Here is a 19894-nt window from a genome sequence, read left to right as displayed (position 1 = left end):
ACTGAGAATGCAGACTATGACGACTAACACTGGGCTTGAACCTTTACAGCCAGACAACGTGAATCCATTAATGGCCTCTTTGTCTGAGCCTTCTTTGCCAGAAAGTATCTCGTGGCTACCGAATGCCCCAGGCTGGTACTGGCTACTCTTGTTGCTGTTGTGCTTCACTTTATATCGTGTCTATTTAGTTATTCAAAAGTACCTAGCAAACACATACCGACGCGCTGCCTTGGTAGAACTCGAGCAACTCTCTTTGGAGGCTCAGTCTGGTGACATTTCATCATTTCAAAAGCTACCACAACTGCTACGAAGAACCGCATTGTACGCCTTCCCTCGTACAGAGGTCGCCCCTTTAACCGGCACAGATTGGGAAAAATGGTTAGATGACCATTGCACTAATCGCCAATTTTCAACCGAGTTCTCTACATCAGAACTCTCAGGCGTACTTGCTCAACTCGCCTACTCTTCAGCAGCGACATTAACGGAAGAAAAACGAAACGCCATCATGGAGAACGTTGCACTTTGGATAAAACATCACGAGGTGTCACATGATTGAATTTGAATACCCGATAGCGTTTACATTACTTTGTTTACCGTTTGCCGTGTATTGGTTATTGCCTGTTTACAAAGAGTCAAAAAGCGCGATTCAAGTGCCCTTTTTTGATCGCCTTATTGCCGTGTCTTCACAAGAGCCCTCTGAAACCGCGGTCAAGATGAACCGTCGTAAAGTGCAATGGCTATTGGTCATTATCAGCTATCTTGCTCTTATCGTCGCGATTGCCAAACCGATGTGGGTGGGCGAACCAATAGAACAAAAGAAATCCGCTCGTGAAATTATGGTCGCACTTGATCTGTCAGGTTCGATGTCAGAAGAGGATTTTGCCGATAAACAAGGTAACAAACACGACCGTTTAACGATTGCAAAGCAGGTGTTGCGAGAGTTCGCAGCCCAGCGAGAACATGACCGCTTAGGGTTAATCTTGTTTGCCGACTCCGCTTATGTTCAAGCGCCATTTACTGAAGATATTAACGTGTGGCAATCGCTACTCGAAGACGTTGAGCTTGGCTACGCTGGATTTCAAACCGCTTTTGGCGATGCGATTGGCTTATCAATTGCCGTATTCGAACAAGAACAGAGCCGCCAACGAGTGATGATTCTGCTAACCGATGGTGATGACACTAGTTCGAAAATGCCTCCTGTCAAAGCCGCGGAAATCGCCGCCAAATATGGCGTGAAGATTTACACCATTGCAATTGGTGATCCGAGTACCAAAGGTCGCTACAAGATGGATCTTCCAACATTGGAGAAGGTATCAGCAGCAACTGGCGGGCAGATGTTTCATGCCATGGACCGAAAGCAACTCGATCAAGCTTACGCAACGATAGATGAACTAGAACAGCAAGAGTTCGAGCTTTTTTCTCACCGTCCTAAACACAGCTTGCACCACTATGCATTTGGCGTATGTCTGGTGAGCAACCTACTCGCCGCCTTAATCGTATTTGGTGCAAATCTGCGTCGTAGAAAAGAAATAAAGCGCGTTATTCGCCGTAGAGAGGAGCTCACTAATGACTGATTTCAATACATTGTTTGGTGGCGATATCACCCAGTTTCATTTCATGCGCCCATTATGGTTGTTTGCACTGGTCCCGTTCGTGTTGTTTTATCGTGCACTCGTTCAACAAGACGATTTAGTCGCGCAGTGGCAACCTGTGATGTCTAAAAACATGGTGGAACATCTGTCTCTCAACCAAAATCGAGCGCGTATAGTTTCTCCTAATCGATTGTTTTTGGTGTTTGCGGTTCTAGCCACGCTCATTATGGCGGGCCCAACGTGGCAGCAACAACCTTCACCATTTTTTGAAGACAATTCCGAGCTGGTGATCGCCTTGGATGTCTCGGATTCAATGAATAAAACCGATATTCAGCCGTCACGATTAGAGCGTGCTAAACAGAAGATCAATCAGCTCGTTGAACTGCGAGGCGACGCAAAAACTGGTTTAGTAATATACGGCGGCAGTGCGCATGTCGCTATGCCTGTCACCAAAGACAAAGAGTTAACGCGATACTTCCTCGATGTATTGGATGGAAGCTTGCTGCCAGATAACGAGAGTAAGCCGGCTTCGGTGTTAAAGCCAACGCTCGAGCTAATCTCACAAGCAAAAGCACCATCAACGGTTTTTATACTGACGGACAAGACCAATGACGAAGCGATAGAAGAATTCACTAAAGCGTTTGAACAACAGCAACACCAAGTGATCGTTTGGGCGATGGGTGAAAACCCACAAAGTGGCGGAAATGGCACGGCAGGTTTAACAGAAACTCAACTCGCTTCACTGTCACAACTGGCGCAAGCAGGTCATGGAAACATGGTTTCATTCACCCACGACGCTAGCGATGTAGAAGCGGTTTATCAAAGCATTCAAAACAACCTGTTTGCGGTCAGCGATAACGCCCTACCTTGGTTAGACGCGGGCTATTGGTTGCTGTTCTTGTTGCTGCCTATCCAATTGATGTGGTTTAGAAAAGGGTGGACGCTACAGTGGTAAATAATAAAAAGATAGTGAACCCAAAGGTAATCAATCAAAATATTGATAATCTGACGAAGCCAACCTCTTCGACTCCGAACCAATCCAGTCGTTTAGCTTGGTTATCCAAACTTAAGCCAATGCACTTGTTGCTTATGCTTACTGCAGGAAATCTGATTTGGGGAATTTCCGATAAGCACTCATTTTTTGATTTTTGGCTATCTAGCGATCAACACGCTTATGTCGAGTTCAAGCAAGGCAACTACGCGCAAAGTGCCGCTCTGTTCAATGATCCAACATGGAAAGCTTACAGTCGTTATTTGTCAGGTGATTTCCTTGGCGCGATTGACCTATTAAGCCCACAAAAAGGTGAACAAGGTGGCGAACCGACAACGTTGACTGATTTCGCTAAGTTAATCGTCGCGAACAGCTACGCTCATACAGCTCAATTTGATAAAGCAACTGCGCTTTACAACGAACTGTTGAACAACGAAACGTATTCAGAACAAGCGGCCAACAACCTAGCCGTTGTGGAAGCTGCGATAGAGAAGATCAAGAACACACCACCGACAAAACAAGATTCAGAAAAAGTCATTGATGATAGGAAATTGGTCGACGACGAACCAAAAGAAGGGAGTCAGAAGGAGCTCGTGATCTCTGACCAAGTTTGGCTAAAACAGGTCAGACAGAATCCATCTAAGTTTCTAAGACAAAAATTTCAGCAGGAATACAGCAATGAACAAAACTAAATCGACAGCCCGAGCATTCGCCCTTCTGAAATGTTGGTTTGCGGTCTTATCAGCGATGATGCTTTTAATTTCAATGCCTGCCAATGCTACTAACCTAGACCAGCTCGTCAGTGACGGTGAGTTGAAGCTGAATGTTGAAATTAAAGCTCAAGATGTCGCTGTGAAACAACAAGCCGCACTCGACGTTGAAGTATTGAGTACCCGCCCCTTTCAAGAAGAGTTGGCATTACCTTACTTAGATATGCCCAACACCGTCGTAAAGAAAGATGAGCAGAAAGTCGCTCGTTCAGCACGCACAATTGAAGGCATTAAGTGGTTTACACAAAAAGCACGTTACTACTTATACCCAATGCAAGCTGGCGAGTTTACCGTCCCTGAATTGAAGATTCCCGTTAGTGTAGAGCTTACCAACAACAACGTTGTTGAAGGTGCGATTCAATCGCAACCCATTAACTTTACATCCAAAATGCCCGTGAGCAACATTGATGCAGACGCGTTGATTGTTAGCCCAAATGCTGAGCTTTCAATATCAACTGATCGTCCGTTAACCGACGAGTTCGAAGTTGGCCACGCTGTCACTGCAACGTATACATTGAGCGTGGCAAACTCACACATGATGCTGCTACCGGAGATCAACATCCCAGACATTTCCGGCGTTGAGTTGTATCGCAAACCAGCAGTCAAAGAAAACGTATTTAATCGCCTGAATAAAACCAATACCGCGACACTCAAACAACAGGTAACGTTAATCCTGCAAGAACAAGGGAAAGTCGTCTTACCAAAACAGACCATGACATGGTGGAACACCAAGACCAAACAGCTGCAATCGTTGACTGTAGAGCAGCAAACGCTTCAAGTCGGTGACGCAAAGTTATTAGACTCACTAAGCAACACTTTAGGATCGAACGACGGGTCTCAAACCTTATCGAATTGGCTAAGCCAATATTGGTATTACTTGGTCATTGCGGGAATATTCCTTGCTGCGATTGCTCGCCTAATCGGAAAGCATTTTATTGATTTAAAGCGTTATTTTGTCGCACGCCAGCAATTGAATACCAAAAAGTTGAATATTCAATTTTGTCGACACGTTGAAGAAAAGCAGTACAGCAAAGCGGTGCAAACTATCTATGAGATTACGGGGCGAAAAACCTTGTCGAAAGGCACGCTTCAACTGCCTCTAGATTCTGACTCAAACGACATTTGGAAGAAGTTATTGAAGCTTGGCTACGCAAAAAATACTGAAGGCTCAGTTTCTTTCTCCCTCTCAGTTTCACTAACAGAAGCCAAAACACTGTTAAAAGCCATCAATGACTCGCCCAAAACCCAAAGAACACCGTTTAGGTTTAATTGGAATCTGAACTAAGCGGTGAACTTAACTTAGGCTGCGGTGTTAGCAAAGACGTTGAGGTCAGCTTTCACAAACAACGTCTTCAATCACAGACACCACTAAGTTCTTAAACCATTGATGGGCAGGGCTGGTAACGGTTCTTTTATGCTCAATCAAAAACAGCTCGAACATTAACTCGGGAACATTATCTAGAGAGAATATTGGCACTATTTTGTCGCCTATTCCCTCTAGTTCCGTCAATTTGTGGGTCGCAACCAAAATTGTATTCGAACTCTGCATCACTTCCACCAACGTAAGAAGCTGCCCGCTTTTAAAGGCAATATCTCTCTGCATTCCATTCTTAACTAAGTAAGTGTCTACAGGGTGTTGCAGCCCATAATTCGAGCGAATATCGAGCGTGAGGTCGACAAAACGAGATTCGAGGCACTGCTCAAGCGTGACATTTTTCGCTTTCGCTAAAGGGTGATGTTCAGAAACATAAAATACCGGATAGATCTGTCCAAGACTCACGTATGGGAATTCGATTGGATTGCTCGGGGCTTCGATGTGAATAGTAAAATCTACATCTCGTGACAGCAGCTGACTGGTGGGCGTTTTCGCAATGGGATATTCGATAAGACTGGCGTTTGGAGCATCGTGCATGAAGCGTTCAGCAAGGGGAACAGAAAGCATCCGACTCATTAATGGCGGTACAGAGACAACAAAGGTTTGAACACATTCAGCAGGATCAAACGCAGATTTCGTTACTAGGCTGCGCATCGCCAATAGCAACTCTTCTAAAGGTGCTTGCAGTTCTAGCGCTTTTTGCGTGGGCACTAAGCCATTAGACTCTCGATAAAACAGTGGGTCATCAAATAACTCTCGCAAGCGACTTAAGGTACGACTCATCGCAGGCTGAGACAGATACAAGGTATTGGCTGCGCGCGTTACGTTCCTCTCTTTGATTAAAACACTCAACGACACTAATAAGTTTAGGTCCAACCGAGAAAGCTGTTGTTCGATAGTCATCATAAGACATGCATCCGAGTAATATCACTCGTTAAATAATTGCACCTATGTGACTAACAAACAAGTAGTGGATAATCATCGGTTGAACCTTTCGTTTAACAATGCGAGTGATTCAGTAGATGTGCCCTACTTTACTGTCATCTATCAATACCCGTTTTCTGTCGCAGTAAAGGCGTCAATACGACCTGTTATTTTTAGCAATTATTTCTCAGCCTTGAGCAATGATGTCACCCATTTTTGTAGTGGATCTTCGTTATACCTCGGGTGCCAAGCAGCCACCACAGAAAAGCTCTCTGGGGAATGCTCCATTGGGATCGTCACCAAATTGAGCCCTTCAATAGCTCTGGATGGCAAGAACGCAATAGAATCTGTGGTGTTTAAATACATGGGCACGATGGAGAAACACGGTGCGGAGACCACCACGTTGCGCTTTAACCCAAACTGACCAAACCATTCATCAATCGATCCTTTGAAATTTGGACGCGATGGTGAAGCAATAATGGTGGGATAAGTAGCCACCTCCTCCAATGAAGGTGTGGCTTGTGCTATTGAAGCATGAGGAGATGCAACACACACATGGTGCTCTTCAAACAGCTTGATTACTTTGTAGCTGCTTGGAATGTAGTCCGGAAACGCGATCGCTAAATTGACCTTTCCGCTTTCCATTAGCTCATGCAGATTATCGATTTCAAAATCACGCACAATCAGCTTTAAGTTCGGTGCTTTTTCCCTTAATTGCGCGATTAAGCTCGGCAAAATGATCTGCTGTGCGTAATCTGTCGCTGCAATAACAAATGTCCCTTTTGCTTTCTCTGGTACGAAGTTTGTTTTAGATAACAATAAATTGAAGTCGATCAGTAAACGATCGACACCGACAGATAACTCTTGTGCAAAGGTGGTCGGAACAAAGCCGTTGGTTTTTCTCACAAACAACCTATCATCAAACACTTCTCGCAGTTTCTTCAAATGCTCACTAACAGCTTGCTGGGTCATCCCCAATTGATTCGCGGCTTTGGAGGCGTTCTCTTCACGGATTAAAGCTTGGAAAACTCTAAGTTGCTTTATGTCTAATCGGTCTAGTTTGCTCACACGCACTCGCTCGGTGAAGTTGGATTCCATGTCAGTGTAACACTCAACAAGAAAAACCAGTAACACTCACAATTAAGCTTTGTTTCTACTTGTTTAGCTATTTGATTAAAGTTCTTCCATCGAAACGAAACACATACAGATCGGAGAACAACATGAAAACAATCATTCTAATTGGCGCACGTGGCAAGATGGGTCAAGCAGCACTAATGGGGTTAGGCAATCACAACGTAATCACAGCGGGTCGCTCTGGCGATGTCGACCACATCGTCGATATCACTGACCCGCAATCAATTGAAGCGCTGTACAAGAACGTGGGACACTTTGATGCGGTTGTGAACACCGTTGGCCTCTGCGAATACAATACCTTTGTGGATATGACTGAAGGTCAATGGATGACCACGGTAATGAGCAAAATGATGGGGCAAATCAACCTTGTTCGCATCGGCCAAAAGTACATTGCAGATGGCGGTTCATTTACTCTAATTAGCGGTATCTTGAATGTTAAACCCATTCCTTTTGCGATTGCTGATGCAACCACTAGCGGAGCAATTGATACCTTCGTTAAGACTGTCGCTTATGAAATGCCAAGAAACACACGTATCAATGTCATTAACCCGACCGTTCTTGCTGAAGCATGGGATGTTTACGGTGAAATGATGCCCGGTTTTGAACCTGTACCGAGCAAGCTTGTTGGCAAAGCATTTGAGCGCTCGGTCGATGGTTTTCTTACTGGTGAAGTGATTTTTGTAGACGCGTAATGCACGAACATTAGATACTTTCCTGCAACTAAAAAGGCGAACCAATCGGTTCGCCTTTCTGCTTAAGGAGTCTTGTTTATCGATTTATCGCCAAATATGAGCCCGCAGCAATCATTATTCCACCAGCACTTTGATTTAATCTTCTATGCGCGCGTGGCGTTTTCAGCAAACCTGCCATTCTGCCCGCTCCTACAGCGATAAGCATTAAACCGGACATTAGAGCAACAGATGCTAAACCAGAAACCAAGACAATATCTTGTGAGCGCAGAACTGTCAGATCAATGAAAGTCGGCAAGAACGAAATATAAAACAGAATCACTTTAGGGTTTGAAGCTGAAATCAAAAAGCCTTGCGCGAAACTTGCGAGTTCGGATTTCTGACTCTGTTTGGCCGCAAGTTCCGCAGAGCCTTGCACTTCAGGTAAGCTCTTAAACATCTTATAGCCCAAGTAAATCAAATAAGCTGCACCGACGTAGCGAATCACCTCAAACGCAATCGACCAATTCTCGGCGATCGTTGCTAGACCAAAACAGGCAAGCGCAAGGTAAATAAGATCACTGCATATCATCCCTAACGAGAGAGTGATGCACTTTCGCCAACCATTAACCATGCCTCGAGCTAAAATGGCAAATACGCCAGGTCCCGGAGTAATACCAAATATAAACATAGCAATAAAGAATGTAATCGCACCTTCTAATGACATTGGACTGTCCTTATCTATAACCCAACATAATTGATCATGAACGTATCATGGAGCTTCGATTCGGGTAAAGAACGTTTTTGACTAAGCACGTTTAACACAACTCATGTTTTGAATAAGTGTGACACGTAATTTCCCCACTAAGCTTAAACCTAGCCTCAGCCCCACCAGCCCCAAACATAAACTTAAACTTAAACCAGTCACCAGTCACCAGTCACCAAAGTGTTTTTCGTTAAGACACAAAAAAGGCGAACCTAGAGGCTCGCCTTCGAAAACAATGATAGAAAATCAACGTGACAAGATTAGTTAGCGATTGGAGACAGTAACTCTGGGTTTACGACTATATTTCTTACACCGTGGGCGTGATCTTCGTTAAAGTCATTACCTTCACACCAGCTACCCACTGTCGCGATATTTACTTTCGCGACTTGTGGTCTAACGCTCCATGTTACTTGGAAAGGTGAACCTTGCTCATTGTAACCAGGACCCGTTGTAGAGCCTGCGTATTGAATCGCTGAACCCGTATTTTGAGGAATATTTGGTGCTTGGTTTAAACCGTTGACTTTAGAGTGTTTCGCTAATGCTTCAAAGTCGAGAGCTTTGTCGTCATTAACTAATACATAGACTTGAGTTTCAACACGCAGTTGCGGGTTGGTAATCGCGTCGTTAAAACAAGCACCCAGTGTTTCACCCGGTTCAACTTGCGCCGTTGAATAAACATAGTGAACTTCAATGGTGTCGCCCGAATGCAAAGAACCATGATCGCTCGGACAAACCTTGCCCTCAAATGGTTTCAGCTCAGCAGAACTCAACTTGCCTGTGTATTTAAAGCCACTCTGGAATCCCTTACCATCACCGTTGCCAGCATATTGAGTAAACTCGCCGCCTTTATGCTCAGCATTTTTATGGAAGTGAATATTACATAAGTTCATCGCTGTCGAATCAGGGGCATCCGAAAACAGTCTGGTATTTGTTCCTTTCAATGAACCCAAATCTCGTGGGGCTTGCGGTCCAAAACCTTGTCCTTGGGTATTTTCAGAAAGCTTCGCTCTTTGTTCTGCGATAACACCATCTGATACAGACTCATGGCTCGCGTCTGATGCATTTGCATGAGCTGACAACATCACCATCGCGACACTTAAAAACACACTCTTGTTGTTCATTTTTCTTCCCTAGAATATTGATAACTAAACCTAAACCGAACCTAACAGCAAACATCTTACTATGCTCACATATGAATATAAGAGTTGTCTTTGTAAGATTAGATTTCATTGCTTACTTTCGGATGAGTATTAGAACCTCTGATGCATATAACAAGTCAAACACGTTAAATTCGGCGAGTCCCTTCCAGAACTAATAATTTCCTATTTTCGTTAACCGTCACTTGACTCAAACGCTCAGATAGGTGAACTCGATTATTAAGCACAGTGATGGCCAGATTTAGGATCAAAAAAGGCGAACCACTGGGCTCGCCTTCACGTTTAATTCTATCTATTAGGTTGGTATTCTTGGTTAACGGTTTAACCATTACCGGTGGCAAATATCCCAAACGTCATGACGTTTAATGCATCTGTCACGCCCTCTAGTGATTTAATCACGGTCTTAGTCGGTTGGTTATGACGAATAAAATAGCTTCCGATACCTTTTTCACCGCCACTCTTAGCATCGCTTTGAGTTGTATCTGTCGCTGCTACTTGAGAAGGTTCCACTGATTCTGGCTCTGCATTGGCGTGAGTTATCGTGTCATTATTTGAATCAAGGTTTGAGTTTGATTCATGATCAGTTATTGGTTGATGATTAACGAACGATTCATGGGAAGATTCAACGTTGGTCTCAGCACTTGTATCAGTTGCAACATCGATATTGCTCTCTTCTTCCAAGCTTTTCGACATTGCGTCTTCGTTGCTCAATGTATTCTCGTCTAGCTGATGATGACTCGTTGAAGAGCAAGCTGTTAAGAAAAACAGGCTAACGATGAATATGAGTAAGTTTCTCATCATAGTGATAAAGCACGAATTAATAAAACATCGTTCGATTGTAATTTATTTGGTTAACTACATCCAGCACCGAGCAGCGTAAAAGTGAAATGTCATGTACTTGAAGAGTAAAGAAAAGCGTACGATTGTAGGTCTAAAACTAATAATTCGAGACTTCAATCAGGTTTCCATCAGGATCTCGAATATAAACAGAGACAATATTTCCCGTCGCACCAGTTCGCTGTACTGGTCCTTCTTCTATCGCGACGCCTTGCGCTTGGATATGTTCGGCGACTTCAGCAATTGGCATATTGGTATATTGGTAATAAAGCAGAGATCTGCACTACCGACCTGCACACGCCTCGCCTTTGGCTCGAACTCGCTACCACTGAGGTGTAAATTGATCTTCTGCGTCCCAAATGACAACGCCAACCTGCCCTCGCCAAATTCGATAGACTTCATTCCAAGTACCCGTTGGTAAAAATCGACCGTAACTTGTAAATCTGTCACGGTTAATACCAAATGATCTAAATGACTGATTTCCAATTTAATCGTCCTTGTCTCGTCGTTACTAAATGTTGAATATTAAATGCTGAATAACGCTAAGTTACATACTCTAATGTTAGATTTACTAACACAAGATAAGCGTACATCTTCACTTCTCACTTTGAACGAATAAAGGGAGCACTGACTGCGCTCCCTTATCATAGGTATTACGTCACTTTAAACCGTTTTAACTAGTAACAAGCACCTTCAAATGCCCAATACCAATAATTATCGAACGGATCTGCACCCCAATTGTCCACCGATGCGGTGAATCGGTGGCCATAATATTGAACAGCCGCACCAGTAGGATAGTAGTAGTTAGGATTCCACTCTTGAAGGTTGTCACACAAGCCTTGTGGTTCTGGTTCTGGCTCAGGCTGAGGAGCTTCTAAGTCAGCACTCACAGCAACATACGCATCCATCGAACCTTGAGTCCCAGCAGCCATCACGTATACGTCACTTCCCTGTATCCCACTAAAACCACAGTATTCGCGGTTACCCTGATTGGTCGAAGAACAATCATAGTCATTGATCGTTGCTGGTCGACCGATTGCAACGTACATATCGACATCGCCGTAGCCATTATAAGTCTGAATCCACACTTCATCAGCCGGCGCGTTCTTAAGCACAAATTGTTGTTGATTCTCACTTTCGCCTTGTATAGGCGTTGGTGTATTGATCTCTAGCTCTACAACACCCGGAGTTGGAGTTGGCGGGTTAGGATTTGGATTTGGTTGGCCCGCACCACAGTTTTGAACATCAATACCTACCTGACTAAACGCTGAACTTACAGCTGAGGTTTCATAACCAAGATCTTTAGCGGCTTTGCAGACACCGTCAGCACCTTGTTGAAAATCCGAGTTAGGTGTCCAGTAAAGCTGGTTAGCCGTCGCGTAGGCCTTAAACGCTTTTTTAATACCCCAGTTATTACTTGTCGACAAATGGTAGAACGCTTTATTAAAGACTCCTGAACTGTGGTGTACATCAATGCCGCTATAGTATTGGTTGACGTGGTCAATAGATATACCATCTTGGCTTGGTTGAATGAAGTAACGCATTGCATCACTATTTTTCATTACATGCTCGCCCATCTTCCAATTGAAGCTACCGTGCACAAATTCACTTAATGCGGCAGCGGCCACATCTGAGAAAGATTCATTCATACCGCCTGACATTCCACGGTACTCAAGTCCGGAGTTTTGTTCAGTAAAACCGTGGCTCACCTCATGGGCAATTACATCCCATGTCGCTAACGGGTACATAGATTGGTCGCCATCACCAAATGTCATTTGGCGACCATCCCAAAATGCGTTCCCATAGTTTGAACCATAGTGAACACGCATCGTAAGTTTTTGCTTAATCGGACGTGTATTTAGCCAATCTTGGTACATGTCGAATACACGTTGTCCAAAATAATGAGCGTCATTCATAGGCGCATAAGCACCATTCACTGCGCGATAATTGTTAACGTTCACGCCATTGTTACCGTTACAACTAAACCGATGTATTTGTCCTGAACTCTGCTGATTGTTCATGTTCAGAGTGACAACATTCTGGCTGTCCATTTGGCAATTCGAGTTAACTTGAAATCCTCCAAATCCCGTATTTGAACCAAAGTAGTAACGACCGCTTTTCTCGTTTCCACCAGGTCCCTCAGCTTCAATGAAAGCAATGCCTTCCCACTGATCGAGTAACTCTCCCGATTTCGCATCAACAAGCGTAATTGGTCTTGAAGGCCCCATTCCTTTGGTTTGTAAGAAATCAATCTTGTAGATGAGGCGTGCTTGTTCCTGTTGATCAAGCCAGATAACAAGCTCGGTATTAGGGTCACGAATGGTCGCTGCTGCAATTCCTTTGTGCTTTGATTTCGCAATTTCAACGGCTTGTTTAGCGTTAATCAGCGGTAGTGTTGAACCAATATCAGACTCGATGCCTGTTAAGACTTGGCCATCAACGGCTGTTGCAATACCTTGCTTAGAAAGATCCACGACCACAGATTGTCCGTAGACAGGTACTCCATAATGGAATTGCTTCTTACGTAACAGCGTTGTTGTGTCTATGTTGACTTGGGTAATATCTTGATAAGAAAGCGGCTCACTTACGGCTGTAAACCCTTGTTTTGTATTATTAAGCACTTTAGACAAATCAACTTTTGAATAGTGGACAACGTTGGCTGCTTGAGACGTGAAAGCTATCGGAAATAGCATTAGTAAATGTGTACTACGCATACATCACCTTTATAATTATGTTTTATAAATTCATCAACTCGATGAGCGCACATCTTAACGATAGATATTACACATAAAGAAACCAACTAAGTTGCATATGTGAGATTAATTCAAAACATAATTAATGATGTATTTCGAACTGAGATATACAGCCAAAATTTATTTAAAATCTTATAGTTAGCTAAATATTGAAGTGTTATTTCTATAAATAGGGAGTGATAAATCGCACAGTAACAAGCATTAAAACCAATCCAAAGAAGTCACGTAAACGATAACCTCTTTGGTGGTTTCACACAGGTCGAGTATCCGATGGCGAAATCAGATCGCTATCGGGCACTCGACCGATGAATAGGTGAGCATGAAAGGGGGAAAGATGAATAATAATCGCTGAAGAGACCTACAAGATGTTCAGGCCAAATAGTTCTTTAACATCAAACAACACGGTTTCTGTTCTTTCTCTCGATACTTGTGTGCCTTGGCGCAAAATATCGATGAGTTGCGCTTTATCATCCAGTAACTCTGATCTTCTTTCACGAATAGGACGAAGCATCTCCTGTAAGCACTCTTCCAACACTTTCTTAGTTTGTCCATCGCCTAGCCCACCTCTTTGGTAATGCTCTTTTAGTTGACTGACATAGTTATCGTCTGTGTGAAAAGCATCAAGATAAGTGAACACGATATTCCCTTCTACCTTGCCTGGGTCTTCAATTCGTAGATGATTTGGGTCGGTATACATGGATTTGACTGCAGCTCTGATCTCTTTTTCTGTTGCACCCAAATTAATGGCGTTGCCCATCGATTTAGACATCTTACTTTTACCATCGGTACTAGGGAGGCGAGATGCATTGCTGAGAAGCGGTCTGCATTCATTCAAGATTGATTTGCCAGCGAGCGAATTCACTTTCCTTACTATCTCATTGGTTTGTTCTAACATCGGCAATTGATCATCGCCAACAGGCACTAAAGTCGCGTTAAAAGCAGTGATGTCTGCCGCCTGTGAGATTGGATAAGTGAGGAAGCCTGCTGGAATAGAGCGACCAAACTCCTTGTTCTGAATCTCGCTTTTGACCGTTGGATTGCGTTCCAAGCGAGCGATAGAAACAAGATTGCTGTAGAACATGGTGAGCTCAGCTAACACCGGCAGCTGTGATTGCAGACAAATCGTGGTCTTGGTCGGGTCGATACCCACCGCAAGATAGTCAGCGACTACATTGAGAATGTTGGAAGAAACCTTCGAAGGATTATGGGCGTTGTCGGTAAGCCCTTGCATGTCAGCGACCAATATCGTTTGGTCGTGAATATGCTGCAAAGAGACTCTTTGTTTAAGTGAACCGACGTAATGACCCAAATGCAAAGGCCCAGTAGCTCTATCGCCAGTCAGAATGATTTCAGGCTTGTTGGTATTGTTCTTACTGCCAATATTATTGCTGTCGGTATGGCTGTTTGAGTTGGTATTCATGGTGTATCTCCAAGTTAGAAAGGCTACTGGAGATAAAAAGAGGCGACATTTTTGATGACATTCTTAGCTACCGTCCAGCAGCTAAAGAATGTAAGTATTCCGTGCTGCTCTATTGAGAGCACCACCAAAAGAAAATTGAAGTTGAAGTTGAAGCAGAATTAAATTTCATGGTTAAAACCTATCAACAATACAGACGAGCGACAACTGTTATTTACGCGCACCAAGAAAATAGGTCTTAAGATTAACAGGTTATAGGCTTAATCTTTACTGGAACACAGTTCAGTGATTCGGTCACACATGGCTTGGTTAACTGTGAAGTGGGTGTTGAGGAACGCTAGTTGGGCAAGTGCCGATTCAGCCGTGCGCTCGTAACCTTGGGTAAAGGTTGGTAGCGATTGAGCAAACTTAGGAAAGCGTGCTTCTAGCCTTCTATCCGACATAAATTCATCGACGAATTCAGGCTCAGAATGCTCAGTTTGATCCACAAGATCGATCAAACGATCAAGTGCGTAAGATTGAACGAACCGACTGCCCGACAGCTTTTCGCCTCGGTTATGACGAGACATACCCACATAAAGATTGGTTAATGCTTCGCCTATGATCCACTCTTGCGAATTAGCTTCTGCCGCCCCTTTTTGTGGTGGGATACAGCACTGAGTATCAAATTCAGGTTGCTGCCAAACAATGCGCCCTTCAGCAAATGGAATATGCGCTAACTCGTGGGATTCAAACACCGCAAACTCGCAAAAGATTCCGTCAGCGTATAAGACTTTATAGCCATCGACGGTGTTTCTCACCGCGTAGTCGATTGGGTGAATATCAGATAGCCAATGCAAGCTGTCTAAGAAATACTGCTTATGCCCCGTTTGTACTATCGCGAAAAAATCGACATCTGAATACTGATCAAGTCGTTCTGTTTCAATACCTACCGAGCCCAATCCCAGTAAAGCATGAGCCTTACCCGATGCTTCCAAAGACTCCCCAATCGCATCTAAACGCTGGAGTAATTTTTCTGGTGTGTTTATGTGTCTTGTCTGCATCACTTTATCCGTTTGCATTGCTAAATCCCCATCAAGTTGAATGCCACTCAACCTAACTGATAGTTAGAACATCTAAGAAGCTTAATTTATAAAATGTGTGTTTCGGATAACGATCTGCGCAAGTTATTGTTTGAATAACGACTGGATTTAGGAGTAAAAAAGAGTGCGTTCAACCGATAAACAACACTCTTCTATCATGACTTATCTTTTTAACCGCTGATATTTTAAAAAATCTTAGCCTATAAAATCTTTAGGGTTAAACCGATGACTTCGCCAAGTAAGCGGCCATTTCTTCTTCTGGCACCATGCCTCCACCAGTCGCCCACACAAGATGCGTTGCATTCGCTAGCGTCGATTCATCAATTTGTAGACGAGCAAGGTATTCGCTATTTCGCTCAACATAAACCGCACCTGGCATACCCGCTAACGCTGAAGGTTCAAGTTGAATACCCTCTGCTTGGTTCAGTTCGCCTAGCAATTGATACATGCGTTCATCGGTTAATGTGTAATAACCATCAAGCAAGCGCTCCATCGCGCGACCCACGAAACCTGAAGCCCGACCCACCGCCAAACCGTCTGCGGCGGTGAGGTTATCGATACCCAGATCTTGCACCGCAATCTCATCATGCAAACCGGTATGAACACCGAGCAACATACAAGGCGAATGGGTTGGCTCAGCAAAAATACAGTGCACGTGATCACCAAAAGCCATCTTCAATCCAAATGCAACACCACCGGGGCCGCCACCCACACCACAAGGCAAGTAAACAAACAAAGGATGCTGTTCATTAACCACAATCCCCTGTTGCTCGAATTGCTTCTTGAGCCTTTCTCCAGCCACAGAGTAACCAAGGAACAGTGTTTGTGAGTTTTCATCATCAATGAAGAAACAACGCGGGTCTTGCTCCGCTTCTTTCCGTCCTTGTTCTACTGCAACGCCATAATCTTGTTGATACTCGACCACGTTAACACCGTGCTCTCGCAGTTTACTTTTCTTCCAAGCTCTCGCGTCTGCCGACATATGAACAGAGACAGTAAAGCCCAATTTTCACTCATGATACCGATCGACATGCCTAGATTACCCGTTGAACCTACCGCAATGCTGTATTGTTGGAAGAAGTCACGAAACTCAGGTTCAAGCAACTTGCTGTAGTCATCGCTCTCACACAGTAACCCCGCTTCAATGGCAAGCTTTTCGGCATGCGTTAGTACTTCATAGATACCACCGCGCGCTTTGATTGAACCTGAAATCGGTAAATGGCTGTCTTTCTTCATCATCAAGCGCCCTTTTATTGGCTGCTGATAATGAGCTTCTAATGCTAACTTCATTGCAGGGATATCGATAAGCTCAGATTCGATGATGCCATTCGTCACATGAGTTTCAGGAAATGCCTTCGCCAGATAAGGGGCAAACCTTTGTAACCTCAAACTCGCATCATGGATATCTTGTTCGCCTAAACCCACATAAGGCAAACCGCGCTCCAGAGTCGTCACATTTGGGTTAAACCAAACCACTTCTTCCAATGCAATCAATTGTTGAAGTAACGGGAAATCTGAGATGAGTTTATGGATATTCAATATGGTCATGGATTACCTTTTTTGGTAAAGCGCGCGCGACGCTGGTTCAGTCATTAGTAAACCTATTTAAACGGTATTTGTGTAATCATTCAATGATCTGTAGGCTAGCCCGTCTTCTCATAAGCAAACAGTAGAACAACCTATGAGCGCCTCTCTTCGTAATAGCATTTTCGTCATGTTAGGGATTCTATTCCTAGCACTTAACCTTCGTGGGCCTTTTACGAGCTTGGCTCCTGTGCTTTCTCAGGTTATGGAAGGCCTCAACCTTACGTCGTCGGCTGCTGGATTCTTAACAGCTTTGCCACTGTTAACTTTTGCCTTATTTTCACCATTAGTCACCAAGATATCTCAACGAATTGGTCTAGAACCTAGCCTGCTCTTAGGCTTAGTTTTGATCACTACGGGTATTACACTGCGCTCTTTTGGAGCAATTCCGACGTTATACATCGGCACAGTAATGATTGGACTTGGTATCGCGATTGGTAACGTGTTGTTGCCCGTTGTAGTGAAAATTAGCTTCCCTACTCGTATTGCGACAGTCACTTCTTTGTACATTTTTACGATGGGCATCGGTTCGACGTTAGGCTCAAGTTTGATGGTGCCGTTTTCAAATCTAACCTTATTTAAGATAACGGGTTGGCAATTAGCGCTGTTAATGAACCTAATATTCCCAATATTAGCTCTGATGATCTGGTTGCCTAAAATCAGAAAACGCTCTTCTTCATCGACCAATAACAAGCATCAAGAAAAGCCGATTCCGATGAAAAAGATGATCAAGAGTGGCGTTGCATGGCAAGTGACACTAGCTCTTGGGCTGAACTCATTTACCTTCTATTCTTTGGCAGGCTGGCTTCCACAGATCTTGAACGACCTTGGCTACAGCGAAATCGATGCGGGTTATATCTACGGATTTCTACAATTTTCGACTATGGTTCCGGGATTGCTGTTACTGCCGTTCTTAGGTAAAAGCGATAACCAACAATGGCTCATTACGCTTTGTACTTCGAGTGTATTTATTGGATTGATTGGGCTGCTGTACTTGCCTGAGTTTGCGATCTTTTGGGTGGGACTGTTTGGATTAGCCAACTGCTCTACGTTTATTATTGCGCTCTCTTTTGTCGGCTTACGTACATCGAATAGCAGCCAAGCCGCATCGCTGTCGGGTATGGCGCAAGGAATTGGTTATGCTTTAGCGGCAACAGGTCCAACGCTGGTGGGTAAGCTTCATGCTCAAACCGATTCTTGGAGCGTTCCCATTCTGCTGATCGCATCTGTTGCATTTGCGTGCACGATTTTCGCTGCATTGGCAGCACGAGACAAAAAAGTGAGCGTTTAGGACAAACAGAATGGTTATGGTGTCGCGACTTTATTGCTCGCGACTGTATTGCTGACGACGGTTTTGATGTATTCACTTGGCGACAAACCAAACTTCCCTTTAAAGCGCTGACTAAAACGCCCTTCCGATTGATAACCGCAAGACTGAGCCAACATCGCCACATTCTGCTGTCCGTTTTGCATCAGATAAAGCGCATGACTCAACCGAACTTCAGCCAAAACCTCTCGATATTGCATGCCTTCAAGTTTCAATTTTCGGATAAGCGTGGCGCGGCTCATCGCAAAGCGCTCTGCTACCGACTCTAACGGATGTTTCTCGTCCGGTGAATGTGAAAGGTAATGGCTGAGCTTTTGGCTAAAAGAGACGTTGGCACTGACAAACAATCGATGCAACACCCCTTTTTCGGCTAATTGCTGGTATAAGCCCTGCAACCAAAACTGCTGGGTCTCTTTACTCATGCTTTGTCTATCAAAGGAAAACAGAGCATTGAGTGAATCTTGTAAGCTACGATCCGCTTGTACTTTAGGCAGCCCCAGATCATTCGAGCGTTCCTCACTTAAATCAAGCATCGCCTGAGAAGGTTGGAATTGAAAGCTGAACACTCGTGATAAGAAGCGCCCTTTGTGGGGCATATTCTCAAAGCTTAATGACGCTGATGCCTCACACAATAACAGCTCAGAATGTGAGAGTTCGGCCGCTGAGTCTTTCCAAAACAGGCGCTTACTGCCTGTAATGATCTGAATGATACTAGGAGATAGAATCCTCACATTACGCAGTTTTTGTAACTGCTCTGCACGAAAGATCGTCACTTGATATTGATGATTCATCTCATCCCCCTTGTTTACTTATTATCAACGACCAGCTTTCGCACCAATAACTGGTCGCTTTATTAGCTTGTGTCAATTACTAACGTGTATAAAGCTATTAACGTGTGTAAGTTGTAGTCAGTTTCGCTTTGCCTAAAGCCATGCTGTTTAACGTGAATCCAACCACAGCCGACGGCGTGTTTTCGTCTAGGTTGAGCTTATCCGTTGGCAATGCCCAAACCGTGAACTGGTAGCGGTGCATGCCATCTTTTTCAGGAGGACAAGCGCCACCGAAACCTACCGTTCCATAATCTATGCGGCCTTCTTTGCCACCCACTTTAGAGATGTCGACACCACGAGGTAGCGCACTCACTGTTGCTGGAATATCAAACGCGACCCAGTGCCAGAAACCACTTTCAGTTGGTGCATCTGGATCATAAGCCGTGATTGCAAAGCTTTTGGTTCCTGTTGGAGCATCTTTCCACATCAACTGCGGTGACAAGTTCTCGCCGTCACAACCCCAACTTGAATATTCAAACGTCTTCGCCATTGGGTGACCTTCTTGAATATCATTACTCGTTAATTCGAATGCCTGAGCCGAGCCAGCTGTTAAGATACTAAGTGCCAATACTGATTTAATGAGTGTTTTCATGGTGGTTCCTCTGATTAGGTATGAGCCCAGTATAGTCCCCTCCATCCGCTTAATAATGACAATAAGTACACAATTATCTAGTTTAATCCATTAAA

17 protein-coding genes and 2 pseudogenes are annotated in these 19894 nt (G+C 44.1%); 7 read left to right on the top strand and 12 right to left on the bottom strand.

The window, feature by feature from the left end; genetic code table 11:
• Positions 1–16: 16 nt before the first annotated feature.
• Genes OCU90_RS19375 through OCU90_RS19355 form a run of 5 tightly spaced genes read left to right on the top strand, consistent with a single transcriptional unit; the run spans position 17 to position 4638 of the window.
• Positions 17–556 (top strand): DUF4381 domain-containing protein, encoded by a 540-nt coding sequence (locus OCU90_RS19375; RefSeq protein ID WP_061022976.1) that lies wholly within the window; start codon positions 17–19, stop codon positions 554–556.
• Positions 549–1574 (top strand): vWA domain-containing protein, encoded by a 1026-nt coding sequence (locus OCU90_RS19370; protein ID WP_061022978.1) that lies wholly within the window; start codon positions 549–551, stop codon positions 1572–1574. The genes OCU90_RS19375 and OCU90_RS19370 overlap by 8 nt, the downstream gene beginning before the upstream one ends.
• Positions 1567–2547, top strand: coding sequence for a VWA domain-containing protein (locus tag OCU90_RS19365; RefSeq protein ID WP_061022979.1), 981 nt, complete (start codon positions 1567–1569; stop codon positions 2545–2547). The genes OCU90_RS19370 and OCU90_RS19365 overlap by 8 nt, the downstream gene beginning before the upstream one ends.
• Positions 2541–3275 (top strand): hypothetical protein, encoded by a 735-nt coding sequence (locus OCU90_RS19360; RefSeq protein ID WP_061022980.1) that lies wholly within the window; start codon positions 2541–2543, stop codon positions 3273–3275. The genes OCU90_RS19365 and OCU90_RS19360 overlap by 7 nt, the downstream gene beginning before the upstream one ends.
• Complete coding sequence (locus OCU90_RS19355; RefSeq protein ID WP_061022982.1) at positions 3262–4638, top strand: BatD family protein; 1377 nt, start codon at positions 3262–3264, stop codon at positions 4636–4638. Before OCU90_RS19360 ends, OCU90_RS19355 begins: the two co-directional genes overlap by 14 nt.
• Before the next feature lie 45 nt (positions 4639–4683).
• On the opposite strand, the gene OCU90_RS19350 is transcribed toward OCU90_RS19355, so the two are convergent.
• Together OCU90_RS19350 and OCU90_RS19345 are read right to left on the bottom strand one after the other, a co-directional pair.
• Complete coding sequence (locus OCU90_RS19350; RefSeq protein ID WP_017092124.1) at positions 4684–5634, bottom strand: LysR family transcriptional regulator; 951 nt, start codon at positions 5632–5634, stop codon at positions 4684–4686.
• A gap of 198 nt (positions 5635–5832) precedes the next feature.
• Positions 5833–6720 carry a LysR family transcriptional regulator gene (locus tag OCU90_RS19345; RefSeq protein ID WP_061023089.1) on the bottom strand — a complete coding sequence of 296 codons (888 nt, stop codon included), beginning with the start codon at positions 6718–6720 and terminating at the stop codon, positions 5833–5835.
• A 152-nt stretch (positions 6721–6872) separates the two neighbouring features.
• Here OCU90_RS19345 and OCU90_RS19340 point away from each other — a divergent pair, with 152 nt between their 5' ends.
• Entirely contained in the window at positions 6873–7478 is a 606-nt protein-coding gene (locus OCU90_RS19340) for a short chain dehydrogenase (RefSeq protein WP_061022983.1), read from the top strand.
• 76 nt (positions 7479–7554) lie between these two features.
• Here OCU90_RS19340 and OCU90_RS19335 read toward each other — a convergent pair whose 3' ends face one another.
• From OCU90_RS19335 to OCU90_RS19300, 8 genes and pseudogenes are all read right to left on the bottom strand, one after another.
• The gene (locus OCU90_RS19335; RefSeq protein WP_017079152.1) at positions 7555–8181 is read right to left on the bottom strand and encodes a LysE family translocator; all 627 of its coding nucleotides are present in this window, start codon (positions 8179–8181) and stop codon (positions 7555–7557) included.
• Positions 8182–8480: 299 nt separating this feature from the next.
• A complete protein-coding gene (locus OCU90_RS19330) occupies positions 8481–9341 on the bottom strand; it encodes a delta-class carbonic anhydrase (protein WP_061022985.1) in 861 nt (286 codons plus the stop codon).
• 357 nt (positions 9342–9698) lie between these two features.
• Entirely contained in the window at positions 9699–10178 is a 480-nt protein-coding gene (locus tag OCU90_RS19325) for a putative periplasmic lipoprotein (protein ID WP_061022987.1), read from the bottom strand.
• Positions 10179–10314: 136 nt separating this feature from the next.
• Positions 10315–10700, bottom strand: a pseudogene (locus OCU90_RS19320) (VOC family protein).
• A 191-nt stretch (positions 10701–10891) separates the two neighbouring features.
• Positions 10892–12928, bottom strand: a complete 2037-nt coding sequence (locus OCU90_RS19315) for a M4 family metallopeptidase (RefSeq protein WP_019350993.1) — start codon at positions 12926–12928, stop codon at positions 10892–10894.
• Between the two features lie 397 nt (positions 12929–13325).
• The gene (gene trpS / locus OCU90_RS19310) at positions 13326–14387 is read right to left on the bottom strand and encodes a tryptophan--tRNA ligase (protein WP_061022989.1); all 1062 of its coding nucleotides are present in this window, start codon (positions 14385–14387) and stop codon (positions 13326–13328) included.
• A 257-nt stretch (positions 14388–14644) separates the two neighbouring features.
• Positions 14645–15445 carry a hypothetical protein gene (locus OCU90_RS19305; protein ID WP_054541136.1) on the bottom strand — a complete coding sequence of 267 codons (801 nt, stop codon included), beginning with the start codon at positions 15443–15445 and terminating at the stop codon, positions 14645–14647.
• A 238-nt stretch (positions 15446–15683) separates the two neighbouring features.
• Positions 15684–17014 (bottom strand): annotated as a pseudogene (locus OCU90_RS19300) (D-serine ammonia-lyase).
• A 133-nt stretch (positions 17015–17147) separates the two neighbouring features.
• Between OCU90_RS19300 and OCU90_RS19295 the strand changes: the two are divergent.
• The gene (locus OCU90_RS19295; RefSeq protein ID WP_061022991.1) at positions 17148–18341 is read left to right on the top strand and encodes an MFS transporter; all 1194 of its coding nucleotides are present in this window, start codon (positions 17148–17150) and stop codon (positions 18339–18341) included.
• Between the two features lie 14 nt (positions 18342–18355).
• On the opposite strand, the gene OCU90_RS19290 is transcribed toward OCU90_RS19295, so the two are convergent.
• Positions 18356–19168, bottom strand: coding sequence for a helix-turn-helix transcriptional regulator (locus OCU90_RS19290; protein ID WP_061022993.1), 813 nt, complete (start codon positions 19166–19168; stop codon positions 18356–18358).
• Positions 19169–19265: 97 nt separating this feature from the next.
• Positions 19266–19799 carry a YbhB/YbcL family Raf kinase inhibitor-like protein gene (locus OCU90_RS19285; protein WP_061022995.1) on the bottom strand — a complete coding sequence of 178 codons (534 nt, stop codon included), beginning with the start codon at positions 19797–19799 and terminating at the stop codon, positions 19266–19268.
• Between the last annotated feature and the right edge of the window lie 95 nt (positions 19800–19894).

Origin of the sequence: Vibrio splendidus (assembly GCF_024347615.1) — a bacterium.
Lineage (GTDB): Bacteria > Pseudomonadota > Gammaproteobacteria > Enterobacterales > Vibrionaceae > Vibrio > Vibrio splendidus.
The sequence above is the reverse complement of the archived record's forward strand: the minus strand, read 5'-3'. Positions and strand labels throughout refer to the sequence as shown.